Origin of the sequence: Streptomyces narbonensis (assembly GCF_014649015.1) — a bacterium.
Classification (GTDB): domain Bacteria; phylum Actinomycetota; class Actinomycetes; order Streptomycetales; family Streptomycetaceae; genus Streptomyces; species Streptomyces narbonensis.
Genome location: NZ_BMSF01000001.1, coordinates 343,859 through 368,995 on the forward strand (window position 1 = coordinate 343,859; position 25,137 = coordinate 368,995).

Below are 25,137 nucleotides of genomic sequence, written 5' to 3' on the forward strand. Positions count from 1 at the left end.
CGCCCGCGCCCGGGTCCTCCCCTGCGGTCGCGGTCATCAGTGGTCCCCCTGGTGGCGCAGGGTGACGACCGGGTCGGTGCGTCGCAGGGCGATCGCGGCGACCATCGCGAGGGGCAGTACGGCGACGCCGGCGAGCAGCAGGACGACCTGGCCGAGGGGCAGTTCGACGAGGACCGGGGGGACGGGCCGGGTGGCGTGGCCGGTGAGGACGACGAGGGGGACGACGGCCCGCGCGAGGACGGCGCCGAGTCCGGCGCCGATGAGCAGGCCGATGGCGATGAGCAGCCCCTGCTCGGCGGCGATGAGCCGGGCGAGGCGTCGGCGTGGTGTGCCGAGCGCCCGGAGCACCCCGAACTCCGCGGACCGCTCCCGCATCGCGCCGGCCGAGCCGACCCCGAAGCCGACGGCCGCGAGCGCGGCGCCGGCGGCGGCGACCGCCGTCAGGGCGGCGTTGGGGCCCGCGCCGAGCGGGTCGCCGAGCAGTTCGGTGGCGATCTCGTCGCGCACCAGGACCTGGGCCGGGTCCGCGTCGGGGCGGGCGCGCAGGGCCGCGGCGACCTCGTCCGACCGGCCGGGGTCGACGCTCAGCCACCACTCGGTGGGTGCCACGGTCGAGACGGCGCCCGTGGAGAGGTAGTGGTTGACCGAAGCCAGGTCGAGGAGGATCGCGCCGCCGTCGTCGGGGGTGGCGGCCGGGGCGGTCGCCGAGACCGTCCTGGTGCCGGGGCCGGTGGTGGGCAGCTCCTCGACGACGCGGTCGACGGTGACCTTGACGTGGCCGCCGATGGCGACCTCGATCAGGTCGCCCGGCTTGGCGCCGGTGGCCGTCATGAAGCTCCGGGTGGCGACGGCGGACAGCCGGGCGGGCGCCTTGGGCGAGGGCGCGCTCAGCCGGAGCGTGAACTCCGTCTTCTCCCCGTACATCTCCTGGTCCGGCCTGCTGGTGAGGGTGAACGGGAGGGAGAGCGCGGCGGGGCGGCCGGCGGGTCCCGCGGTGCCGGTCACGGGCTTCGCGTCCAGGGTGCCGTCCGCCCGGGCCTGCTCGTAGGAGCGCTTCCAGGGGGCGAGGACCCTGGCCGGCGCGTGGGTCTCGTCGTGTCCGTCGGCGCGGACGACACCCAGGCGTTCGAGGTGGAGGGTCTGGGTGGCGTTCACGCCGAAGCCGATCTGGCCGGAGAGCTCCAGTCCGACGAGGGTGAGTCGGCCGCCGGAGCCGCGGCTCGCCTCGGCGCCGGGAGCGGCGGTCAGGGCGCCGAGGTCGAGGCTGAGCCGGTGCGTCCGGCCGTCGGCTTCGAGCGGCCCCATGGTGTGCTGGTAGAGGACGCCGTTCGGGTCCTCCAGAACGGCGGTGAGCTGGCCGGCGCCGACCGGTTCGGCGAGCCGCAGGTCGGCGGTGAGCGCGCGGGTGCCGGCCGGCAGTGCGAGGCCGGGGCGGGTCACGGCCCGGGGGGCGAGCGGGGCGAGGAGCTCGCGGGCGGGGGCGTCGGCGAGGTCGGGGCGGAACAGCAGGCCGGCGGTGGCGTTGCGGGTGTCCACGGCGAGGACGGTCGCGCTCTTCCCGGCGACGTCCATGGTGACGCGGTGCACCGGAGCCGCCGCGCGGACACCGGGTACGGCGCCGAGCTGCTCGGTCCGGGTGGGTTCGCCCGGGCCGGAGCTGAGGACGCGGACGGCCGAGCCGGCCCGGAAGTCGGCCTGGTCGCGCTGCGAGCGCTCCCACGAGGCGTTCTGCCCGATGGCGAGCATGCCCATCGCCATGGAGAGCACGAGGAGGAGGACGGGGCCCGCGCCGCGCAGCGGCCGGCGGCTGAACTGCCAGCCGGCGAGGGCCGCGGAGAGACCCCGGCCGCGCGCCGCGCGCCGCTCGGCCAGTTTGGCGGCGACCGGCAGCAGACGCAGCGTCAGGACGGTGCCGGCCAGCAGGGCGAGGGCGGGGGCGGCGACGAGCACCGGGTCCACGGAGCCGCCGCCCGAGCCGCCCGCGTCGAGTGGGCCGCCCGCGGCCGCCGGGCGCTGCAACTGCCAGTAGGCGACGGCGGCGACGGCCAGCAGACCGAGGTCCGCACCTGCCCGGAGGGGACCGGGCAGGGCGGCCGAGCGGGCCTTGCGCAGCGGGACGACGGAGCCGTCCCCGGCGCCGAGCGCGGGAGCGACGACGGCCGCGGCGCAGCACAGGGCCACGACGGCGCCGACGAGCCACACCTGCAGGGACGGGGCCGTGTCGAGGCGTACACCGAGGGACGAGAACGCGGCCCGCTCGGCGAAGAGCCGGGTCAGCGGTCCCGAGAGGAGCGGTGCGGCGAGCGCCGCGGGCAGGGCGAGGAGCAGGGCCTCGGCGGCGGCCAGGCCGGCGATCCGGCGCCGGGAGCCACCACGGGCGCGGAGCAGCGCGGTCTCCCCGGAGCGCTCGGTGCTGAGCAGCCGGGCGACGAGGAGCAGCGCGTACGCGGCGAGGAGCGCCAGCTGCACGGCCACGATCAGGAGGGTGGAGCGGGAGACGAGCAGGGCCCGCTGGGTCTGCTCCAGGACTCCGGGGAGCGCGGTGGACGCCGAGACCGGCGTACCGAAGCGGGCGGTGTCGACGGCCATCGCCTTCGGGCCCTCGGTCGCGGTGGCGCGCAGGGCGTCGATGCGGCCGGTGGTGAAGCCGGTGAAGTCGGCGGAGCCGAGCCAGGACGTCTCGCCGGAGCTCAGCGCCCCGGAGGTCATGGCGGTCGGGTCGACGAGCAGCGGGCCGTACGTGGTGAAGGTGACCGTCCGCACCCCGCGGCCGTCGGCCGGGTCGAGCCGCCAGTACAGGTCGCGGGTGTCGACGGGCCGGTAGACGCCGGTGATCCGGGCCTTCACCGGCTTGCCGTCGATCCGGTCGGCGAGGGTGAGTACGGTCCCGGGGGCGACCCGGAGCCGTCGGGCCGCCTCCTCGGGGACCGCCGTCTCGACCACGCCGCCGGTACGGGCGGCCGAGGGCCAGGCGCCCCGGACGAGGGAGAGCCGCGAGCGGTCGAGCGCCGCGAAGTGGGCGAGGTCGGGGTCGCCGCCGCGCGCGGCGGGCGCCTGGAGCGCGCGGGGAAGCGCGTACGGCCCCGAGCGTTCGAGCCGCCGTACGGTCACCGGCAGCCCGTCGAAGGTCTTCCGCGCCCCGTCCCGTACGGCCTCCTCGGCGTCGGCCCGCTTCCCGGCGGGGACCTGCCCGGTCACGAGCAGCGAGGCGGCGGCGGCCGACCGTCCCTGGAGCCGGGCCTGGAGCGCCGCGTCCCCGATGGAGGCGGAGAAGGCGGCGAGCGTGGCCAGCACGGTCGTGGTGAGCAGCACGGCGAGCAGCGCCGCGGCCAGCAACAGCCGGTGAGCCCTGACCCGCAGGAATACGAACCCCGTCACCCATCCCCCTGGAACCACGCCGAAAGTCCTCCGCGTCCCCCCGGACTTCCCTGGATGCTTTCAGAGCACATGTGTCGCTGGAAACCGCTTACGGTCCGACCTTGATGCGATCGTGACCGTTAATCGGCGTTCGGTCTCCGGAATATGTCCGTCCAGGGGTGGTGCCGTTGCTCTCGGTCATTCGGCCGACGCAGGTCGGACGGTGCCAAGAAGGGTGTCAGCCCGCCGTGTTCACCATGGAGGCCGCCGCGTAGGTGAGGTAGCGCCACAGCTCCGCCTCGTGTGCGGGGGCGAGCTGGAGGTCGTCCAGGGCGGCGCGCATGTGGCGGAGCCAGGCGTCGTGGGCCTCCTGGTTCACCGTGAAGGGGGCGTGGCGCATGCGGAGGCGGGGGTGGCCGCGGTGGTCGCTGTACGTGCGGGGGCCGCCCCAGTACTGCATCAGGAAGAGCACGAGGCGCTCCTCCGCGGGGCCGAGGTCCTCCTCGGGGTACATCGGGCGCAGCAGCGGGTCCGCCGCGACGCCCTCGTAGAAGCGGTGGACCAGGCGGCGGAAGGTCTTCTCGCCGCCGACCTGCTCGTAGAAGGTCTGCTCCTGCGTCGTTTCCCCGGGAATCTCGTTCACCGTTCCATCGTCTCAGATGCCCCGGCCGAGGTCCGGAGGCTTAGGACCTGTACCCGTACGGGGGCTCGCCCGGGGGCCCCGGGGGCGGTACCCGTACGGGGGCTCGCCCGGGGGGCCCGGCGGCGGGAGAGTGGAGGCATGGGTGGTGAGCCGTGGGGTGAGTTCGCCGGGGACGGTGCGCGGGAGCGGCGGGCGCTCGTGCGGCGGATCGAGGCGGAGGGCCTGCTGACCGATCCCGCCTGGCGGGCCGCCTTCACGGAGGTCCCGCGCCACCTCTTCGTCCCGTCCTTCTACGTCTCCGGGACCGGCGGCTACGAGCGCCTCTGGGCCGGCGACCCCGACCCCGCCCGGCGGGTGCGCTGGCTGCGCGGGGCCTACGCGGACACGGCGGTCGCCACCCGCGTCCGAGACGGGGAACTGGTCTCCTCCGCCAGCCAGCCCTCCCTGATGGCGCTCATGCTCCAGGTCCTGGACGTGCGCGACGGCGACGACGTTCTGGAGATCGGCGCCGGGACCGGCTACCACGCGGCGCTGCTCTCCCACCGGCTCGGCGAGGAGCACGTCACCACCGTCGACCTCGACGAGGAGATCGCCGAGTCCGCCCGGACCCATCTCGCCGCCGCCGGGTACCGGCCCGCCGTGCTCGCCGCCGACGGCGCCCGGGGCTGCCCCGAGCACGCGCCCTACGACCGGGTCGTCGCGACCTGCGCGGTGCCCGCCGTCCCGTACCCCTGGCTCGCCCAGTGCCGGCCCGGCGCCCTGGTCCTCGCCCCGCTCTCCACCGGGCTGATCCTGCTGCGGGTGCGCGACGCCACGCACGCCGAGGGACGGTTCCTGGAAACCTCGGCGTACTTCGTGGCGCTGCGGGGCGTCGCCGCCCAGGGCCCGGGGCGGCCCGCTCCGCGGCACGGCCCCGCAGGGGACGAACGCTTCGGCTTCCTGTGGGGCCTCGTCGCCGAGGCCCTGGACAGACGCGAAGCGCTCTCGCTCTGGCTGCGCGAGGGGCGGCCTGAGCGGGAGCGCTTCGGGGTGACGGTCAGCGGCGACCGGCAGTGGGCCTGGCTGGACGAGCCCGGAGGTCCGTACGCCTGGCCCCTGCCGTCAGTCGGCTAGCCGCGGCGGATCGTGATCGTCGTCCAGGCGCCGACGTGCACCCGGTCGCCCTCCTGGAGCTGGACCGGCACGTAGGGCTGGATCGGCTCCTCGCCGCCGTTGATCGTGGTGCCGTTGGTGGAGTTCTGGTCCACCACCGCCCACGACCCGTCCGGCTGCTGTACGAGCACGGCGTGCTGGTGCGAGACGCCCGGGTCCTCCGGCGGCACCGACAGGTCGATGTCCGGGGACTCGCCGGTGGAGTGCCGGCGACGGCCGATGGAGATCTGGTTGCCCTGGAGCGGCAGGTGCTTGTCCGGCGAGTACGCGGGCAGGTTGAGGCCCGAGGCCTCCGGGCCGCTGCGGTGCATCATCGCCATGAAGTACTCGCGGTCCGGGCCGATCACCGCGGTCCAGCCCATCGGCGGCCGCGGCGGCTCGAACTGCTGCTGCGGAGGCTGCTGCTGGAACTGCTGCTGCTGCTGCTGCGGAGGCGGCGGGGCCTGGAACTGCTGCTGCGGGGGTGGCGGACCCTGGTGCTGCTGCGGCGGACCCTGGTGCTGCGGGGCCTGGTGCTGCGGGGGGTGCGGCTGCGACGGCGGCGACAGGACCCAGTCGTCGTCCGCGCGCGGCTGCGGCGGCGCGGGCGGGGCCGAGGCCTGGACCGGCGCCTGCGGCGGCGGTGCCTGGAGGTACGCGGGCGGTGCCTGCTGTGCGGGCGGCTGCATGGGCGGCTGCTGCATCGGTGGGCGCTGCGGCGGGGCCTGGTGGTGCGTGGGCTCGGCCCCCAGCGGCTCGGCCGGCCGGTTCACCTGGGAGGGCCGCGAGCCCTGGTACCCGAAGGGGTCCGGCTGCTGCGGCTGCTGCTGCGGGGCCGGCGGCGGGGACTGGAAGCCGGGCGGCAGGTTCAGGCCGGGCGGTGGCCCGGACTGCTGCGGCGCCAGCGGCGTGTACGAGGTCGCCGTGTTCGTGAGGAAGTTCCAGCGGCACTCCTCGCAGAACGGCGCCATGTGCTCACGCGGCGTACGGCACTGCGGGCAGAGTTCGGCCTGCGCGGTCGCGTTCGGGTCGCCCCCGGGACCGAAGCCGCCGGGAGCGCCGGGAGCGCCGTGGCCACCGGGACCACCGTGGCCACCGTGGCCACCGGGGGCGCCGGGCGGCGGGCCCATCGGGGGCTGGCCGGGACCGCCGGGGCCCGGGTATCCGTACGCGGGCGGCGGTGGCGGGGGAGGCGGCGGCACGGCACCCGCAGGCGCGCCCGCCCCGGCCATGCGATGGCCGCAGACCTCGCACCAGTCGTCGGAGACCGACTGGTGTCCGTTCGGGCAGGTCGGCATGTCGGTGCTTCCCCCTCTCCTCGTCCGGCCCGGCGGGCCGGGCTACCTCTTGACGCGAACGGTCTTGGTGGAGCGCGTCTCGAGTGTCATCTCGTCCGCTTCCGCGACCTTCGCCTTCAAACGCACAGTACCCGTCGCCGCGTCGACGACGTCGACCACCTTCGAAAGGAGTTTCGCCGTATCCGCGTTGCCGGAGGCCGCCGCGAGCTGCACGGCGCGCCCCAGTTTGGCCGTCGCACCGTCGCGATCGCCCGATTTGCGGGCATCGAGACCCTGCTGGATGACGTGCGCGAGCTCCGCCTGCCCCGTGTAGTGCGCGACCTGCGGATTGATCGACGTGGACATCACCAGGTCGTCCGTCCACACCGCCCGTACCAGTCCTTGAGACAGCGGCCGGGGGTCGCCGCCCGCCGGGTCCGGGGCCATCAGGGAGACCCGGGCGGCCAGCATCTCCTGCCCGATCGCGGCCTGCGGGACGCGCACGCTCACGTGGTAGTCGCGGGACTCGTCGCCCCACGAGCCCGTCGGGTAGTCCCCGGCGCGTGGCCCGGCCTCGGTGCGCCGGGCGGTCAGGTCCTCGACCGTCGGCGCGACCTGCTTCACGTACCCGATCTCCACCCCGACCGGCGTCCACAGGCGCAGGACGACGTCCGCCACGCCCTTGCCCATCGCGTGCTCCATCATCACCGTGAAGTCGGCGGCGAGACCGGCCGGGTCGGCGACGATGTCGGCCGTGCCCAGGAGTGCCGAGGCGATCCCGGTGACCTCCTTGACCTCCCAGTCGGTGCCGACCCCGCGCGCGTCACAGGTGAACCGTCCCGCGCAGTCGTCGAGCGCGGCCCGCAGCTCCTCGGGCGACTCGTGCTCGTTGCGGCCGTCGGTGAGGAGGATGCCGTGCCGGATGGTGAGCTCGGCGGAGGAGAGCAACCGGTCCGCGAGGCGCAGCCAGGTGCCGATCGCCGTGCCGCCGCCCGCGGACAGGCTCCGCAGCGCCTGCTTGGCCTCGGCCCGGGTCCGGGCGTCCGCCACGGCCAGCCGGCCGTCTCCCGGGTAGACCTCCTTCGCCACGTGCGTCCCGGCGACGACGGCGAAGGAGGTGCCGTCGCGCAGGGTGTCGACGGCGGCGGCGGTCGCCTCGCGGGCGCCGCGCATCTTGGTGGCGGGGTAGTCCATCGAGCCGGAGCAGTCGACCATGATCACCACGCCGGCCGAGCCGCCGCCCGCGTGACCGGGGAAGCCGCTCGTGCCGCCCCCGGTCGAGGTGACCGTCACGATGGCGCTGACCTCACGGCCGCCCTCCGGCAGGAACTCGTTCTGGTACACGTCCACGGAGAACTGCGGCGCGGTCGGCTTGGAGAAGTTCGCCATCTGTCTCGGCTCCTCGGGTGGCGACGGGGAAGGTGAAGGGGCAGGGGGGACCGGCGGCCGCTCAGGCGGATCCTGCCCCTTGCGGCGAGACCGTGAACGGCAGCAGCGCGACCGTGATGTTGTCGTGGCCTCCGCCGTCGAGCGCGTGCCCGACGAGGACCTGCGCGCCGTGCAGCGGGCGGCCCGCCGCGTCCGGCGGGACGACCCGCGCCATGTCCTCGGCGCCCTCCGCGTAGTTCCAGAGTCCGTCCGTGCAGACCACGACCACCCCGGAGCGGTCCGGCTTGAACGCCGCGGTGTGCGGGTCGAGTTCGTACGCGTCGGCGCCCAGCCAGCCGGTGATCGCGTGGGCGCGCTCGTCCGCGTACGCCTCGGCCTCGTTCATCAGGCCCGCCGCGACCATCTGGGCGGCCCAGGAGTCGTCCTCGGTGAGCCGCGCGGACGGGGTGCTGCGGTCGTCCGGTACCCAGTAGACACGGCTGTCGCCGACCCAGCCGACGACGAGCAGGCCGTCGGCGACGACCGAGCCGACGATGGTGCAGGCCGGGGAGTTCCGGTGCGGGTCGTGCTCGGCGCCGTCCTGACCCGGCTCCTCCGCAAGGGAGTTGACGGCCTCGGAGGCGGCGACGATCGCCTCGTGCATCGCCTGCTGCGGGTGGACGCCGCGGGGCAGCGCGGCGAGCAGCGAGGCACCGGCCGCCTGCGCGGCGGCGGCGGAGGCCTCGTCGGGGCGGGTCGCCGAGGAGACGCCGTCGCAGACGATCGCGAGGGCGGCGGGGGAGCCGTCGGGGAGGGTGGTCGCCGAGACGGCGAACGAGTCCTCGTTGCGGTGGTGGCGCAGTCCCCGGTCGCTGACGGCGGCGACGGAGTCGAACTCCTGCTCCATGTGGTCCCGCTCGCGCGGCTGCGCGTGCCCGCAGTTCTCGCAGTAGCCGTCGGTGTCCACCCGCCCGGCCCGGCAGGCCACGCAGAGCGAGGCCGCGCCGGCAGCGGGTGTGCCGGGGGCGGGCGGGGAGGACTGTGCCGGCGCGGGCGGCTGCGCCGGAACGGGGGGCTGTGCGGGCACGGGCGGCTGCGTCGGCACGGGGGGTTGTGCGGGCGCCTGCGGTGATCCCGGGGCCTGCGGCTGGGCCTGGAGGGGATCGACCTGTACCGCGGTACGAGGGTCGGGGGCGGCGAGCTCGAAGTCCCCGCCGGACGGGGACGCGCCCGGGCCCGGAGCCGTCGGCACCGGGCCGTCCGTGCGGACCGCCATCGTGGGCAGGTCGTGGCCGCCGGAGTCGGTGCCCGGCAGGTCGCCGGGGTGCTGGGTCATCGTCGAGAGCGAACCGGGCTCCCGGGGCGGGGCGGCCGGCCAGACCACGGGGGTGCCGATCGCCACGGTCGGGCGGTCCGGCTCCGTCCCGGCCGCCGCGACGGCCGACAGGTCGTGGCCGCAGGCCCCGCAGAACCGGTCACCCGAGTCCAGCGGCTCCGCGCAGCCCGGGCAGGCGGCGAGTCCGTGCGAGGGCTTCGGCTCCGGATTCGGCTTCGGCATCGGCTTCTGGGACATCCTCACACCCACGTCCGGGGGCGGAAGCGGTTGGCCCGCTCCACCAGTTCGATCCTCTCCTCGCCCCGCTGGGCGAGCCGGGCCAGCACCCGGTACGAGCGTTCGAGGCCGAAGCGCAGTCCGCGCTCGTCCAGTTCACTTCCGAGCAGCAGCGCGCCGCCGCCCGGTGCCGCACCGGGACTACCGGAGAGTACCCAGTCGAGGGCCGTCCCGAGCACCTCCGTGGCCAACTGCTCCCGGCGGACCGCGTCGAGACCGAAGCCCTGGAGCGCGGAGACCTGCGCCGCGGCGGCCGTCAGTTCGGCGCCGAGCGGCTCGTGCGCCGGGCGCCGCCGCAGTCGCGCCCGCACGGCCGCGACCCGGGCCGCCGTGTAGTGGATCGAGGCCTCCGGCACGGACTCCAGGGTCCGTACGGCTCCGGCGCGGTCGCCCGCCGCGAGCTGCACCCGGGCGAGCCCGAATGCGGCGCTGACGAAGCTCGGGTCGGTGGCCCACACGAGCCGGTAATACTCGGCGGCGTTGTCCAGCTGGCCGAGGACCTCGGCGCAGATCCCGAGGGCCAGCTTCGGCGCCGGCTCCCCGGGGAAGGCGTCGTAGACCGCGTCGAAGGCCAGCGCCGCGTGCTCGTGGTCGCCGGTCACCAGCGAGGTCACCCCCCGGTACCAGACGACCCGCCAGTCGTCCGGGTCCCGCTCCTCCAGCGCGCCGAGGGTCCGGACGGCGGTGGGCGCGTCGCCCAGCTCCAGGTGGGCCCGGAGGGTGCGCAGCCGCAGTTCGGCGGAGGGCGCGGGCGCGGCCTGGAGCGCTCCGAGCAGCTCGGCGGGGGCGGCGGCGGCCAGACCGGCGAGGAACCCGGCGTTCGGGTCGCCCGTGTCGACGCGTGGCACGGGGAGTGCGAGCGCGGTGGCGGGCGCGTCGAGCGCCCCGAGCAGCCACCCGAGCCCGGGCCCGGCTGCGGCGGGAGCCGAGCCGGGAGTCGATGCCGGAGCCGTTGCGGGACCCGAGCCGGGAGCCGCGCCCGGGGCCGTTGCGGGACCCGAGCCGGGAGCCGCGCCCGGAGCCGTTGCAGGGCCCGAGCCGGATGCCGATCCCGGACCCGCGCCGGGAGCCGATGCCTTCCCCGCGCCCTTCCGGTTCCGGGCGCCGAGCAGCGACACGTCCTCCGTCAGTTCGGCGAACAGCGCGGTGTCCGTCACCCGGACCTCCGTGCCGAACAGCGTCGACAGCGCCGGACGCGGACGCCCCGACTGGAGCGCCACCACCTCCCGCAGGACGCCCGTCAGCTGCTCCGCCATCTCCTGCGCGGAGGAGAACCGCCGCGCCGGGTCCGGATCCGTGGCCCGGATCAGGAAGCGGTAGAACGACTCGTACGTCCGGAAGACCGCGATGTGCCCCGGGTCGGGCAGCGAGTCCACGAACACGTTCGTGTAGCCCTGGAAGTCGAACGTCATCACGGCCAGCGTCCGCGCCACCGTGTACAGGTCGCTGGCGACCGAAGGGCCGACCTCGGCCACCTCCGGTGCCTGGTAGCCGACCGTGCCGTAGATGGCCGACTCGTCGTCGTCCATCCGCCGGACCGCGCCCATGTCGATGAGCTTCAGCTGGTCCTCGGTCTGGATGGCGTTGTCGACCTTGAAGTCGCAGTACAGCAGGTTCCGGCTGTGCAGATGGCCGAGCGCCTCCAGGGCCTCGATCCCGTACGCGCAGGCCTGCTCCACCGGCAGCGGGTCCCGCCGGCCGTCCGCGCTGCGGCGGTCGTTGGCGATCTCCTTGAGCGACTTGCCGCCGACGTACTCCATGACGATGTAGCCGTCCAGGGAGCCGGTGCGCTGGTCGAGGTGCTCGACGAAGTTGTAGATCCGGACGATGTTGGAGTGCTCGATCTCGGCGAGGAAGCGGCGCTCCGAGATGGCCGCGGCCATCGCGTCCTGGTCGCCGGTGTCGAGCAGGCCCTTGAGCACCACCCACCGGTCGGAGACCGCCCGGTCGACGGCGAGGTAGACCCAGCCCAGACCGCCGTGGGCGAGGCAGCCCGCGACCTCGTACTGGCCGTGGACGATGTCCCCGCCGCGCAGCTTCGGCACGAAGGAGTACGGGTGCCCGCACTTGGTGCAGAAGCCCTCTGTGCGGCCCGGCCGGTCACCGCGCGAACGGCCGACGGGCGCCCCGCAGTCGGAGCGGGAGCAGAAACGCTTCCGCTCGGGAACCTCCGGGTTCTCCATCACCGCGCCCCGCGGGTCCGGACGCGGCACCTCCGGGATCGTCACCAGACCCGCGCCCAGCCGGTTCCGGGCGGACTGCCCGGTCGACGTGCCCGAGCTGCGCACCGACACCGAGCGGCCCCCGGACGTCCCGGAGAGCGAGCGCGAGAGACGGCCGGAAACCGAACGCCGGGAGGTCGACGAGCGGGAGGAGGCGCGCGAGGACGCCCGCGAACTGCTCCTGGAGGAGCTCGAGTCCGGCCCTCCGACCGCGCCCGTGCCCTTGCCGGGCACGGCGATGCCGGTCGGCGTCGAACCGATCAGGCCTCCGGGCGCGACGACCGGGGCGAGCCCGCAGGTGTCGCAGTACAGCTCGCCGCCTCCCATGTCCTCGTACGAACCCTCGCACGAAGGACGCTGACAGCTCCCCACACCCGTCTCCCCGCTCACCACTGTCGTCCTCCGGCATCTCTCGGGCCGGACAGTACGTCCGCCGCCGCCTGCTGGTAGCGCAGCACGGCCTGCTCCGCGACCCGCAGGTCGCAGGGCGCGCTCCACAGCATCCGGCGGGCCGTGTCGTACCGCTCGATGAGCAGCGGGTCTTCCGCCGCCCCCAGCCGTGCCACCTTCGCCTTGTACGCGTCGAGCCTGCCACGCAGCTCGGCCCGGACCGCGAGCGGTGCCGTGACCGCGGTCAGCGACTCCCGGGCCCGCATCAACTCGTCCTCCGCCTCCCGCTCCAGGGAGTCCAGGAGCGGGGAGAGCCGGTGCCACTGCTGGTGCCGGCGGTACTCGGCGGCGGCCACGAGCCGCTCCTGGAGCGCCGTCGGCGGTCCGCTGACGGCCGGAACCTCGGAGGCGGCGATCTTCGCGAGGACCTCGCCGCGCGCGGACCGCGCCTCGGTGAGCGTCCGGTCCGCCCGGGACAGCACGTCCCGCAGCCGCAGCAGCCGGTCCTCGGAGTCCTGCCGGACCGCGAGGACCGCCTCGATCTCGCGCCGGATGTCCTCCAGGGCCAGGGCCGCCCGGTCGTAGCGCGCGGTGTCCGGCCGTCCGCCGCCGGGCGCCGAACTGCCCGCGGCGGGGCGCCAGAAGGCGAGCGGATCGGTCACGACCTGCGCCCGCAGCGCGGTCAGCTCGGCCGTGATGTCCTCCAGCTCGTCGCCGGCCGGGTGCTCCCCCGGCCGCACGCCCACCGAGTGGGCGAGCGAGCGCGTCCGGCCCAGCTCCGCCGCGAGCAGGTCTATCCGGGCGGGCAGCGCCGACCAGACGGCGTCGGAAGTGACGACCACGTCGAGCGAGGAGGCGTACAGCTCGTTCATCCGGCGGACGAGCCCTTCGAGCGTGAACCGCTCCGACAGCAGGCCCTGTTCCCCCGCCCCGCCCGCGACGAGGACGCTCTCGCCGCGCAGCCGGTCGGTCAGCTCCAGGAGCTCGTCCCGCCCGGGCCAGCGGCGCCGGGCCCGCACCTCATGGGCGTCCCGCAGGGCGCCCGCGTACACGTCGAAGCAGGTCCAGAGCAGGGTGATGGTCCGCTCGGCGGACGCCCAGCGGTCCCGCGTGGTGCCGGTCAGCTCGGCGCCTTCGAGCAGCCTGCGGCCCGCGTGGTCCTGGAGGGCCAGGAGCGAGTCCTCGATCGCCTTGTGCTCGGCGCCGAGCCGTGCCAGCGCACGGTCCACCTCGTCCCGGTCCATCACCGGCCCAGGAGGTCCCGTGACGCCCATCGATCACCTCTTCCGCCGCGGGTACAGGGGCTGCTTGCCGGGGCTGCCGGCCGGGTCACTTGTAGAGGGGCTCGGGCGGCCCGGTTATCCCGGGCAGGTCCGCCTTCAGCCAGCGCTCGTAGGCCTTCTGCCAGGGGCCGTTGCGGTAGTCGACGAGGACCTTGTTGACCCGGCGGACCAGGTCGTCGTTCCCGAGCTTGGCGGCCACCCCGTAGTACTCCGTGGTGAACGGCCTGCCCTTGAGCTCGACCGCCGGGTCCTGGGCGGCCTGGCCGGCCGCGAGAGCGTTGTCCGTGACGACCGCGTCGACCTCGCCGAGCTGGAGCCGGGCCAGACAGTCCAGCTGGTTCGGGACGGTCAGCAGGTCCTTGTCGTCCTTGGTGCCGTCGGCGTCGTCCTTGAAGACCGCGCCGAAGGAGTTCTTCTCCAGCTCCTCGTAGGCCGTGGACCCCTCGGCGGTACAGATCCGCTTGCCGCTCAGCGAGGAGTCGTAGCCGGTGATGTCCTTGGCGAGCTTGGGCGCCAGGACCTGCTGACCGGCCCGGAAGTAGGCGGTGGAGAAGGCGACCTGCTGGATCCGCTTGCAGTTGATCGTCATCGTGCGCACGACGAGGTCGACCTTGCCGCTGTCCAGCGCGGCGATCCGCTGGTTCGTGGGGATCGCCCGGAAGATGACGGCGTCCTCGTCGCCGAGGACGTCCCGCGCGATGGCCCGGGCCAGATCGATGTCGAACCCCTCCAGCGTGCGGCTCTCCGGATTCCGGTAGCCCCAGCGGTAGCTGGACTGGTCGACGCCGACGACGAGCTTCCCGCGCGCCTTGATCGCCTGGATCGAGGGGCCGTCCGCCGAGTCGGGCCGGAGCGAGGCCTCCGGGTTCTCGCAGGTGTCCGCCGCGGCCTGGGTGCCGACCTGCACCCCGGTGCCCACACCGGGGCCGGGGCCGGTCGTCCGGGGCGTCGCGTCCGCGCCGGTGCCGTCGTGCGCCAGCGGCAGCAGCGTCAGCGAGGCGGTGAGCCCGCAGGCCACGGCCATGGCGGACACTCCGCCCCAGCCGCGCAGCCGCTGTGCGGCCCGCCGCACCAGCGGGTCCGTGCCGTTCGGCATGCCGCCCCCTCTCGCCCTCACCGGTACTCCGACAGTCTGCGGTTGATGCCGAGCACGGCGCCCGCCGCGCCCAGGATCCCGAGCGCCGCCGCGCCCAGCGGCAGCGCCGCGAGCGCGTCCCTGGCGTCGGCGGCGGAGCGGGTGAACTCGGCCTGCTCGTGGGCGAGGGCCCGCTCCAGGGCCGCGTCGACCTGGTCGAAGGACTGCCCCGTCGTCTCCTTGGCGCCGACGATCCGGCTGAGCGCGCCCTCGTAGTTGCCGGCCTCGTCCTCGGCGCGGGCCGCCTTGTGGCGCTCCTGCCACTCGCCCGTCCGCGAGGCCGCCTCGTCCACGGGGCCGCGCCCGGCGTCGTCGTCGGCGAGCTCCCGCGCCGAGGCGAGCGCGGTCGTCAGGGCGGTCATGCCAGCCTTGTAGTCCGCCTCGTACTTGTCGTTCTTGCCGTCCGCCGTGAGGACGGAGCCCCGGGAGACCACGGCCAGGTTCTCGTTGGCCCGGGCCGTGAGCGAGCTGATCCGGGCCTGGTTGAGGAGCTGCAGGGACTCCTGCCCGTGCGCCCGGGCGTTGTTCAGCTCGGTCCGCGCGACCGTGTGCGCGGCGAGGAGCCAGACCAGTACGACCAGCGAGGCGGCGGTGGCGGCGAGGAGGCCCTGGTTGAACACCCGGTGGGTGCGGGCGTAGTTGCGGCGCTGCGCCCAGGCCAGCACGGCGAGGGTGAGCAGCCCGAGCCCGAGCGAGAGGAAGGGCCAGGTGCGGGCGGCGTCGTCGTCCTCGTGGAGCCGCCGGGTCTCCGCCGCGTACAGCCGCTCGGCGGCCGGCAGGAGCTCACCGGTCATCGTCTGGTTCGCGTACCGCAGATAGGCGCCGCCGAGGGGCAGGCCCTGCCGGTTGGCCGCCCGGGCGCGCTCTATCAGGCCCGTGTAGCGCGGCAGCTGTTCGTTGAGGGTGGTGATCTCGCGGGCCGACTCGCTCGAACCCCCGGTGTTCGCCGCGGCCTTCACGAGGAGGCGGGCCGCGGTGGCGATGTCCGCCGCGTACCGCTCGCGGGAGTCCGCGGGCTCCAGGGTGCCCGCGAGGAAGCCGCTGGCGGCGGTCGTGTCCGCGTCGGCGAGGGAGCGGTAGACGGCGGCGGCGTCGGCGCTCAGCGGCTGGCTGCGGCTGACCACGTCGTCGGCGGCGGAGCCGCGGTCGGTGACCTCGAGGGCGGTGACGGCCCCGAACGCGACGACGAGCAGCGCCAGTACGGCCCCGAGGATCTGGAGCCGGCCGGGCTCGGTCGTCGTCGCCTCGCGGAGCCGCTCCCGGCCCACGGCCCAGGCTCCGCGCCCCGCGGGCGGTCCGCCGGCGGGCGCGGTGGAGGGCTGGCCCGGCACCGTGCCCGGGCGCGCCGGTGCGGGCGCCGTGCCCTGCGCCGTCGCCTGTGCGGCGGGCGCGTTCGGCGGGTATGTCACTTGACCTCCCCCTGGGTCGCTGACGTCGGTCCGTCCGGCCAGCAGTATGGCCGCAGGGGCCTGCCCGCACACCGGGATTGGCGCGATCTTGTTCTTATCGTGCCTCATGCCCCCGGCACATCCGCGGGCGAACCCCCTCACCTTGAATACGTCCCCCGGCTTTGATCGGTTCCGTCCCGACTGTCCCTCGAACAGGTGAACATGCGTGCGAGGCGCCTCCCCGTAGAGGAGAAGCGCCCCGCACCCCCACCGAATCAGGCCCCGTGAGCCCCTTCCGGCCCACCCGGCTCAGGCCCCGTAGTGCCCCCGCAGCCGGCCCGCCGCCGCCGGGTCCGCCGCCACCTCGTCCAGCGCGAGGAGCCCCGCCCCGAGCACCGGCGGCGCGGTGACGAAGCCGATCCTCGCCTTGGGCGCCCGGGCGCCGAGGGCCTCGACCAGCCGGTCCTCCAACTGCGGGTGGCGTGCGGCCAGGACGCTGCCGCCCAGCATCACCGGAGCCTCCTCGTCGAGCAGCCCCAGCCGTCCGAGCGCCACCGCGGCCATCGCGGCGACCTCCTCGGCGAGCCGGTGCACGAGCGCCAGCGCGACCGGGTCGCCCGCCGCGCTCACCCGGAACAGCACCGGCGTCAGCTCGTGCCGCCGCGCGATCGCGATCCGGCCCAGGTGCACCGCCTCGATCAGCGCGTACATCGACTCCAGGCCGAAGTGCGCGGGCAGGGCGCGGGCGAGCTCGGTCGGCTCACCGCGCCCGTCCTCGCCGCGCGCCGCGTACCAGAGCGCCTCCTCGGCCATGCCTGCGCCGCCGCCCCAGTCCCCGGAGAGCTTCCCGATCGCGGGGAACCGCGCGGTCCTGCCGTCCGGGGTCATCCCGACGCAGTTGATCCCGGCACCGCACACCACCGCCACGCCCCGCGGCTCGTCGAGCCCGGCCCGCAGGATCGCGAAGGTGTCGTTGTGCACCCGCACGGACCGGCTCCAGCCCCGCGCCACCAGTGCGGCCCGCAGCCCCTCCTCCTCGACGGGCAGGTCGGCGTTGGCGAGACAGGCCGTGACGTGCGCGAAGGAGGGCGGCAGACCGGCGCCGCCGACCGCCTCCCACGCCCTGCCGACGATCTCCGCGAGCGCGTCGACCGCCGTCTCCACCCCCACCAGCGGGGGCTGGAAGCCGCCGCCGCGCGCCGAGCCGAGGACGGTGCCGTCCTCGGCGACGACCGCGACGTCGGTCTTGCTGTTGCCGGCGTCGACGGCCAGCAGGCTTCCGGTCAGGCCCACGCGAGGTGCTCCCGGTTGTGCGCGATCAGCCGGTCCGTGAGGCCGTCGGCATACGCGTACTGCCCGACCAGCGGATGCGCGAGCAGCGCCTTGAAGACCCGGTCACGGCCCCCGCGCAGCGCCGCCTCCAGCGCCAGCTCCTCGTAGGCCGTGACGTTCGCGATCAGCCCGGCGTACAGCGGGTCCACCGCCGCGACCGGCAGCGGCACCGCGCCGTCCGTCCCCACCGCCGCCTGCGTCTCGATGACGGCGTCGTCCGGCAGGAACGGCAGCGTGCCGTTGTTGTACGTGTTCACCACCTGGTGCCGCGAACCCCCGCCGCCCAGGAGGGAGGCGGCCAGGTCCACGGCCGCCTCCGAGTAGAAGGCACCGCCGCGCTTGCCGAGCAGCGCCGGCTTCTCGTCGAGCGCCGGGTCCCCGTACATCTCCAGGAGTTCCTTCTCCATCGCGGCGACCTCGGCGGCCCGCGAGGGCTTGGTGCCGAGCTCCCGCACGACCTCGTCGTGCGCGTAGAAGTACCGCAGGTAGTACGAGGGGACGACGCCGAGGCGGTCCAGGACCGGGCGCGGCAGGTGCAGGTCCTCGGCGATGGCCCCGCCGTGCTCGGCGAGCAGCCGCGGCAGCAGGTTCTCGCCCTCCGGCCCGCCGAGCCGCACGCCCGTCTCCCACGTCAGGTGGTTGAGCCCGACGTGGTCGAGGTGGATCGAGGACGGGGCGACGTCGAGGAGCTTCGCGAACTTCCGCTGGAAGCCGATCGCCACGTTGCACAGGCCGACGGCCTTGTGGCCGGCCTGGAGCAGCGCGCGCGTGACGATGCCGACGGGGTTGGTGAAGTCGATGATCCAGGCGTCCGGGTTGGTGCGCCGGACCCGCTCGGCGATGTCGAGGACCACCGGGACGGTCCGCAGCGCCTTGGCGAGGCCGCCGGCACCGGTGGTCTCCTGGCCGACGCAGCCGCACTCCAGCGGCCAGGTCTCGTCCTGGTTCCGGGCGGCCTGGCCGCCGACGCGGAGCTGGAGCAGGACGGCGTCCGCGCCCTCGACCCCCGCGTCCAGGTCGGAGGTGGTGACGATCTTCCCGTCGTGGCCCTGCTTGGCGAAGATGCGGCGGGCGAGCCCGCCGACGAGTTCGAGCCGCTCGGCGGCCGGGTCGACGAGGACGAGTTCGGTGATGGGCAGGGTGTCGCGCAGCCGCGCGAATCCGTCGATCAGTTCGGGGGTGTAGGTGGAGCCGCCCCCCACGACAGCGAGCTTCATGGTGTGATTCAGCCCTTCACTCCGGTCAGTGTGACTCCCTCGACGAACGCCTTCTGGGCGAAGAAGAAGACGAGGATCACAGGGGCCATGACCAGGACGGTCGCGGCCATGGTCAGATTCCAGTCGGTGTGGTGCGCGCCCTTGAAGGACTCCAGGCCGTAACTCAGCGTCCAGGCGCCCGGGTTCTCGGAGGCGTAGATCTGCGGTCCGAAGTAGTCGTTCCAGCTGTAGAAGAACTGGAAGAGGGCCACGGCGGCGATGCCGGGCTTCGCCATCGGGAGCACGATCCGGATCAGCGTGCGGAACTCCCCGCACCCGTCGATCCTGGCGGCCTCGACGTACTCGTCCGGGATGGTCAGCAGGAACTGGCGCAGCAGGAAGATGGCGAACGCGTCACCGAAGGCCATCGGGATGATCAGCGGCCACAGCGTGCCCGAGAGGTCCATCTGCTTGGCCCAGAACAGGTACATGGGGATGATCACGACCTGCGGCGGCAGCATCATCATCGAGATGACGAGCAGCAGCGACAGGTGCCGGCCGCGGAAGCGGAACTTGGCGAGCGCGTACGCCACGGGTATCGAGGACACCACGACGAGCACGGTGCCGAGTCCCGCGTAGAGCAGCGAGTTCTTCCACCAGGTGAGGAAGCCCGGCGTGTCGAAGACCTTGAGGTAGTTGTCCCAGTGCCAGGAGTTCGGCGTCAGGTCCCGGGTGAGCGCCTGGTTGTCGCTCATCAGGGAGGTGAGGAGGACGAAGACGAAGGGGAGCACGAAGAACAGGGCGGCGGCGATGCCGAGCGAGTGCACGGCGATCCAGTGCAGGAGCGCCTTGCGGCGGGCCTGCCGCAGAGCCGGGCTCGTCTCGGGACGGGCAGGAGCGGTTGCGGTCGTCATGTGTCAGTCACCCGTGCCGATCAGGCCGCCGCGCCGCCGCATGAGGAGCGCGGTGAAGGCCATGGAGAAGGCGAAGAGCACCAGCGCCACGACGCAGGCCGCGCCGTAGTTGAACTGGCTGAAGCCGAGGCTGTAGACCAGCTGCGGGAGGGTCAGGGTGGAGTCGTCCGGGTAGCCGGGGACGAAGGTGGCACCCGATCCGCCCATCACGCCCGAGGCGACCTTCGAGGCCACGATCGGCTGCGTGTAGTACTGCATCGCGCCGATGATCCCGGTGACGACCGCGAAGAGCACGATCGGCGAGATGTTCGGCAGGGTGATGAAGCGGAAGCGCTGCCAGGGGGAGGCGCCGTCGAGTTCGGCGGCCTCGTACTGCTCCTTCGGTACGTCGAGGAGCGCGGCCATGAAGATGACCATGAGGTCGCCGACGCCCCATACGGCGAGGACGGTCAGGGCCGGCTTGGACCAGTCGGCGTCGTTGAACCAGGAGGGGGCCGGGATGCCGACCGCTTCCAGGAGCGAGTTGACAGGGCCGGTGCCGGGGTTGAGCAGGAAGACGAAGGCGAGGGTGGCGGCCACGGGCGGCGCCAGGTACGGCAGGTAGAAGAGGGTGCGGTAGACACCGGCCCCGTTCTTGATCTTGGTGATCAGCATGCCGATGCCGAGGCCGAAGACGACCCGGCAGGAGACCATCACGACGGCCAGCCAGAGCGTGTTCTGCATCGCCGGCCAGAACTTCGGCAGGTCGGTGAAGACGTACGACCAGTTCTCCATGCCCCGCCAGGTCGGCGGGTTGAGGCCGTCGTACCGCATGAACGAGAAGTACAGCGTGGAGACGAGCGGATAGCCGAAGGAGAAGCCGAAGCCGATCAGCCAGGGCGACATGAAGGCCAGGGTGCGCAGGGCGTTGCGCCGGCGCTTGTGCCGCAGCGTGTTGCGTCCTCCGGGGGAGGAGGCGGCCGGGGCGGCCGCCTCCTTCCTCGCGGGCAGGGTGTCCGTGCTCATGGGCGGGTTCCGGCCGTCACTTCGTCGCGGCGATGTCGCGGTCGATCTGCGCCGCGGTGTCCGCGAGGCCCTTCTTCAGGTCCGGGACCTGGCCCTTCTCGTACTTGTGGGCCAGTGCGGAGAGGGTCTCCTGGTAGCTGGCGCCGTTCACGGCGCCGTCCATGGTGGTGGACTCGGGGTGCCGGGCGATCTCCAGGAAGGTCTTGAAGCGCGGGTCGAACTTCAGGTTCGGGGACTTCAGCGCCTCCAGGGTGGAGGGCACGTTGCCGATGTCGTTGGCGAAGCCGACCACGGCGTCGGTGTCCGTGGTCATGTACTTGACCAGCTCCCAGGCCGCGTTCTGCTTCTTGCTCTGCGGGGCGATGCCCATGATCGTGCCGGAGAGGTAGCCCTTGCCGTACTCGGCGACCTCGTCGTCGGCGACGGGCATCGGCGCGACGCCGACGTCGAAGGTCACGTTCGCCTTCTTGACGAAGTTCAGCCGCCACTCGCCGTCCAGCTGCATGGCGACCTGGCCGGTGTGGAAGGGGTGCTTGGCGCCCCACTCGTCACCGAAGGTGGTGCGGTACTTGTCGAGCTTCTGGAACCCGCCCAGGGAGTCCACCAGGGACTTCTGGTACGTCATCATCTCGGCGAACGCCGGGTCCTTCGCGATCGTCGACTTGCCCTCCGCGTCGAAGTAGCCGTTGTGCTTCCACTGCGACATGTAGTGCTCGACGACGGTCTCGTAGCCGAGGTAGTTCGGCATGAAGCCGAGCCGCTCGAAGGAGTCGCCCTTGGGCTTGGTGAGCGTCTTGGCGACCTTGGCGAACTCGGACCAGGTCTTCGGCGGGGCCTCGGGGTCGAGACCGGCCGCCTTGAAGGCGTCCTTGTTGTAGAAGAGGCCGTACGCGTCGGAGAGCAGCGGCATCGCGCAGCGCTTGCCCTCGAACTGGGTGTAGTTCTGGAGCACCTTCGGGAAGAGCTTGTCGAGGTCCAGCTTGTCCTTCTCGATGAAGGGCTTGAGGTCCGCGAGCGCGCCCGACGAGCAGAACTTGCCGACGTTGGAGGTGGTGAAGGAGGAGACGACGTCGGGTCCGTTCGACCCGCCCGCGCGCAGCGCCTGGCCGAGTTTGTCGTCGTTGATGCCGCCGACGACCTTCACCTTGATGTTCGGGTGCGCCTTCTCGAAGCGGGCGATGTTGTCCGTGATCGCCTTCACCTCGGCGGGGTCCGCCCAGCCGTGCCAGAAGGTGATGGTGGTCTCGGCCTTGGGGTCGTCGGAGGCCGTGTTGTTCGCGGAGCCCGTACAGGCCGAGGCGAAGAGGGCTATCGAGGCGGTGGCGGCGAGCGCGGCGGCTGCTCTGCGGGGACGTGCGGGCATGGCGGTGTCTCCCTGTGGCGGAGGTCTTACGGGCTGGGGGCGAGAGGCGGGGCGGTGGAGTGGTGAGGCGGCGGCGAGGTGAGGCGGCGGCGAGGTGATGGGTCGGCGGGTCAGCGCGAGGTGTCGAAGACCTCGTCGCGCGTGGTCGCGAGGGCGCTCTCCAGGGCGCCGCGCAGCACCGGACGCCGGGGTACGGCGGCGAGGACGAGCCGCGGGCGGGAGGCCGCGAGCTCGGCGAGCTCGGACTGGACGCGGGCGCGCAGGGGTTCGCCGCCGGCGACGAGGACGTCACCGGAGAGCACGATCAGTTCGGGGTCGAGGACGGCGACGATCGAGGCGAGACCGGTGGCGACGCGCTCGGCGTAGCGGTCGAGCAGCTCCGCGTACAGCGGGTCGTCCTCGTGGGTCTCGGCGGCCCGGGACAGCAGGCCGCTCGCGACCGGCACATACGGCTGCTCGGGGGTGTCGATCCCGATGGCGCGGGCGATCCTGGGCACGGCCTGGACGCCCGCGAGCTCCTGGTACCCGCCGGAGTTGGCCTTGGTGACCTGCCGGACCAGGGGGGTGCCGGGGACGGGCAGGAAGCCGACCTCGCCGGCGCCGCCGGTGAAGCCGCGGTGCAGCCGGCCGCCGAGGACGAGGGCGGCTCCCATGCCCGCCTCGTTCCACAGCAGCGCGAAGTCGGCGTGGCCGCGGGCGGCGCCCACGCGCTGCTCGGCGATGGCGACGAGGTTGACGTCGTTCTCGTACTCGAAGGGCATGGGCAGGGCGGCGGCCAGCTCCTCCAGGAGGGTGGGGGAGTGCCAGCCGGGCAGGTGGGAGGCGTACCGCAGCCGTCCGGTCGCCGGGTCGAAGGCGCCGGGGGTGCCGATGACCAGGCGCCGCACCTCGTCGGGGGCGATCCCGGCCGCCTTGACGGCCCCGTCGAGGGCGTCGGTGACCTGGCGGACGACGCCGGCGGCGCTGCGGCCGGGGGTGCGGAGCTCGTACTCGCCGACGATCTCGCCGGTGATGTCGGCGACGGCGGCGTGGACGCGGTCGCCGTTGACGTCGAGCCCGGCGGCGTACGCGGCGCGCGCGTTCACCGCGTACAGCTGGGCGTTGGGTCCTGGCCGGCCTTCGGTGGTGCCGGTGGCCACGACGAGGCCGGCGGCCTCCAGTCGGGCGAGCAGCTGGGAGGCGGTCGGCTTGGACAGGCCGGTGAGCTTGCCGATCCGGGTCCGCGAGAGCGGGCCGTGTTCGAGCAGCAGGTCCAGGGCGGCGCGGTCGTTCATGGCCCGCAGCACACGCGGTGTGCCGGGCGTTCCCGGAGTCGTACCGGCCATGAGGAGGTGCACCTGCCCTTCGGAGCTGAACGGGTCCGGCCATTGTGGTGCCTGCCGGGGGGTCCGCTTCCTTCGTCACACTGTTAGGAAAGTTTCCTATTCGATGGGAGGAAAATAAGGCGCCCGTCACCGGGGCGTCAATACCCGGGAACGCGCGACGCCCCCGAAGGCAACCAAAGCGTTACCTGCGGGGGCGTCGAGGGGACTGCCAGGGGGGTTGAGGGTTACTTCGTGTCGGCCGGCTTCGTGAGGTCCGTCCTGGGCAGCGGGGTCGCCGCCGCCGACTGCGGCGAGGTCGCCGAGGCGAAGGCCGACGGAGCCGCCATGCCCGCCGTCGGATCGGCCGCGGACTCCTCGGCCTGGGCCGGGACCCCGCCCACGATCCGGATGCCGGCCGCGTCCAGGCCCTGCTTGATGCGCCAGCGCAGCTCTCGCTCCACACCCAGCGCCTTGCCCGGCATCGTCTTCGCCGAGACCCGGACGGTCATCGAGTCGAGCAGGACCTCACTCAGGCCGAGCACCTCGACCGGACCCCACAGGCGCTCGTTCCACGGCTCCTCCTTGGTCATGGACTCCGCCGCCTCGGTGATCACCGACCGCACCCGCTCCAGGTCCTCCGTCGGCCGGACGGTCACGTCCACGCCCGCCGTCGCCCAGCCCTGGCTGAGGTTGCCTATCCGCTTGATCTCGCCGTTGCGCACGTACCAGATCTCGCCGTCCACACCGCGCAGCTTGGTCACCCGCAGGCCCACCTCGACGACCTCGCCGGAGGCCACGCCCGCGTCGACCGAGTCACCGACCCCGTACTGGTCCTCCAGGATCATGAAGACGCCGGAGAGGAAGTCCGTCACCAGGTTCCGCGCGCCGAAGCCGATCGCCACACCGGCCACACCGGCCGAGGCGAGCAGCGGCGCCAGGTCGATCTTGAAGGCGCCGAGGATCATCAGCCCCGCCGTGCCCATGATCAGGAAAGAGGCGACCGAGCGCAGCACCGAGCCGATCGCCTCCGAGCGCTGCCGGCGCCGCTCGGTGTTGACGAGCAGACCGCCGAGGGCCGTCCCCTCCACCGCCTGCGCCGAGCGGTTCATCCGCTCGATCAGCTTCGTCAGGGCGCGGCGGACGGCCATCCGCAGCAGGAGCGCGACGACCAGGATCAGCAGGATGCGCAGGCCGGTGTTCAGCCAGGTGGACCAGTTCTCCTCCACCCAGCTCGCCGCGTTCGTGGCCTTCTCCGCCGCCTCGTCCAGGGTCACCGGAATGGGTTCGGGTTCGGTGGCAGCCGCTAGGGCGGACCAGGACACGGGGCAACCTCCAGGCGTCGCGTACGCAGACCATCCACACTAACGGGGCATCGGACGTGGTCCTGTTGCCGTGTTCGAGGGAGAGACGGACCTCACCTGGGCAAGTAAGTAGCAGGTAAGAGAAGGAGACGCCGATGTGGTCGAGAACACTCCGGGCCGGTCACCCCGTTCCCGGTACGTGGTGGCGCTCCGACCAGGCCTGAGGAGAGACTGAGAGCAGTTCGTCCCGGCGCGAGCCACGCGCCGCCGGCGCCATTGGAGGCATCCGTGCCGCATGTCCTGGTCCTCAACGCGTCGTACGAGCCCCTCGGCGTCGTACCGCTCCGCCGCGCACTCGTCCTCGTGCTGGAGAACAAGGCACTCTGTCTCGAGGAGTCCGGCGCCTTCCTGCACAGCGAGACCCAAGTCCTGCCCGCGCCGAGCGTGGTGCGACTGAAGCGCTTCGTGCGGGTCCCCTACCGGGGGCCCGTTCCCTTGACCCGCAGAGCCCTCTTCGCCCGTGACGGCGGGCGCTGCATGTACTGCGGGGGCGTCGCCACCAGCGTCGACCACGTCATCCCGCGCAGCAGGGGCGGCACGCACGCCTGGGAGAACGTGGTGGCGGCCTGCCGCCGCTGCAACCACGTCAAGGCCGACCGGCACCTGCGTGAGATCGGCTGGCGGCTCCACCACCAACCGGCCCCGCCGACCGGCCTGGCCTGGCGGATCATCGGGACCGGACACCGGGACCCCCGCTGGCTGCCCTACCTCCAGCCATACGGTGCCGAGGACGTGATGGCCCGGATCGACTCCGTCGCGGACGCCCCTGTGGGGGCGCTGACGACGGGTTGAGCCGGGCCTTTCGCGTACCCGGGCCATTCGCGTGCGGATGCCTTCCGCGTGCGGAGGTCTTTCG

General features: G+C 73.5%; 18 protein-coding genes. 2 read left to right on the forward strand and 16 right to left on the reverse strand.

Going from position 1 to position 25,137, the window contains the following annotated elements; genetic code table 11:
- Positions 1-36 precede the first annotated feature (36 nt).
- Entirely contained in the window at positions 37-3,378 is a 3,342-nt protein-coding gene (locus tag IE124_RS01520) for an ABC transporter permease (RefSeq protein ID WP_189503953.1), read from the reverse strand.
- Between the two features lie 217 nt (positions 3,379-3,595).
- The gene (locus tag IE124_RS01525) at positions 3,596-4,000 is read right to left on the reverse strand and encodes a globin (protein ID WP_189503955.1); all 405 of its coding nucleotides are present in this window, start codon (positions 3,998-4,000) and stop codon (positions 3,596-3,598) included.
- Positions 4,001-4,138: 138 nt separating this feature from the next.
- On the opposite strand from IE124_RS01525, the gene IE124_RS01530 reads away from it, so the two are divergent.
- Positions 4,139-5,113, forward strand: coding sequence for a methyltransferase domain-containing protein (locus IE124_RS01530; protein ID WP_189503957.1), 975 nt, complete (start codon positions 4,139-4,141; stop codon positions 5,111-5,113).
- On the opposite strand, the gene IE124_RS01535 is transcribed toward IE124_RS01530, so the two are convergent.
- The 14 genes from IE124_RS01535 to IE124_RS01600 form a co-directional block, all read right to left on the reverse strand.
- Positions 5,110-6,429: an FHA domain-containing protein gene (locus IE124_RS01535; protein ID WP_189503959.1), complete on the reverse strand. Its 1,320-nt coding sequence runs from the start codon at positions 6,427-6,429 to the stop codon at positions 5,110-5,112. The two genes, IE124_RS01530 and IE124_RS01535, sit on opposite strands and share 4 nt — an antisense overlap.
- Before the next feature lie 42 nt (positions 6,430-6,471).
- Positions 6,472-7,797, reverse strand: coding sequence for a vWA domain-containing protein (locus tag IE124_RS01540; RefSeq protein ID WP_189503961.1), 1,326 nt, complete (start codon positions 7,795-7,797; stop codon positions 6,472-6,474).
- Positions 7,798-7,858: 61 nt separating this feature from the next.
- On the reverse strand, positions 7,859-9,349 hold the full coding sequence (locus IE124_RS01545; protein ID WP_370468722.1) for a PP2C family protein-serine/threonine phosphatase: 1,491 nt from the start codon (positions 9,347-9,349) through the stop codon (positions 7,859-7,861).
- 2 nt (positions 9,350-9,351) lie between these two features.
- Positions 9,352-11,937 carry a tetratricopeptide repeat protein gene (locus IE124_RS01550; protein WP_189504717.1) on the reverse strand — a complete coding sequence of 862 codons (2,586 nt, stop codon included), beginning with the start codon at positions 11,935-11,937 and terminating at the stop codon, positions 9,352-9,354.
- 59 nt (positions 11,938-11,996) lie between these two features.
- Positions 11,997-13,274: a coiled-coil domain-containing protein gene (locus IE124_RS01555; RefSeq protein ID WP_189503962.1), complete on the reverse strand. Its 1,278-nt coding sequence runs from the start codon at positions 13,272-13,274 to the stop codon at positions 11,997-11,999.
- Between the two features lie 55 nt (positions 13,275-13,329).
- A complete protein-coding gene (locus tag IE124_RS01560) occupies positions 13,330-14,379 on the reverse strand; it encodes a glutamate ABC transporter substrate-binding protein (protein ID WP_189503964.1) in 1,050 nt (349 codons plus the stop codon).
- 17 nt (positions 14,380-14,396) lie between these two features.
- A complete protein-coding gene (locus IE124_RS01565; RefSeq protein WP_189503966.1) occupies positions 14,397-15,827 on the reverse strand; it encodes a GlnX family signal transduction membrane protein in 1,431 nt (476 codons plus the stop codon).
- A gap of 288 nt (positions 15,828-16,115) precedes the next feature.
- The gene (locus tag IE124_RS01570) at positions 16,116-17,099 is read right to left on the reverse strand and encodes an N-acetylglucosamine kinase (protein ID WP_189503968.1); all 984 of its coding nucleotides are present in this window, start codon (positions 17,097-17,099) and stop codon (positions 16,116-16,118) included.
- Complete coding sequence (locus tag IE124_RS01575) at positions 17,090-18,355, reverse strand: 6-phospho-beta-glucosidase (RefSeq protein WP_189503970.1); 1,266 nt, start codon at positions 18,353-18,355, stop codon at positions 17,090-17,092. The genes IE124_RS01570 and IE124_RS01575 overlap by 10 nt, the downstream gene beginning before the upstream one ends.
- Before the next feature lie 8 nt (positions 18,356-18,363).
- Positions 18,364-19,248 (reverse strand): carbohydrate ABC transporter permease, encoded by an 885-nt coding sequence (locus tag IE124_RS01580; protein WP_189503972.1) that lies wholly within the window; start codon positions 19,246-19,248, stop codon positions 18,364-18,366.
- A 3-nt stretch (positions 19,249-19,251) separates the two neighbouring features.
- On the reverse strand, positions 19,252-20,253 hold the full coding sequence (locus IE124_RS01585; RefSeq protein ID WP_189503975.1) for a carbohydrate ABC transporter permease: 1,002 nt from the start codon (positions 20,251-20,253) through the stop codon (positions 19,252-19,254).
- Positions 20,254-20,269: 16 nt separating this feature from the next.
- Entirely contained in the window at positions 20,270-21,616 is a 1,347-nt protein-coding gene (locus IE124_RS01590; protein ID WP_189503977.1) for an ABC transporter substrate-binding protein, read from the reverse strand.
- Positions 21,617-21,726: 110 nt separating this feature from the next.
- Entirely contained in the window at positions 21,727-22,941 is a 1,215-nt protein-coding gene (locus IE124_RS01595; RefSeq protein WP_189503978.1) for an ROK family transcriptional regulator, read from the reverse strand.
- 224 nt (positions 22,942-23,165) lie between these two features.
- A complete protein-coding gene (locus tag IE124_RS01600) occupies positions 23,166-24,242 on the reverse strand; it encodes a mechanosensitive ion channel family protein (RefSeq protein WP_189503980.1) in 1,077 nt (358 codons plus the stop codon).
- Between the two features lie 267 nt (positions 24,243-24,509).
- Here IE124_RS01600 and IE124_RS01605 point away from each other — a divergent pair, with 267 nt between their 5' ends.
- Complete coding sequence (locus IE124_RS01605; protein WP_189503982.1) at positions 24,510-25,073, forward strand: HNH endonuclease; 564 nt, start codon at positions 24,510-24,512, stop codon at positions 25,071-25,073.
- Positions 25,074-25,137 lie beyond the last annotated feature (64 nt).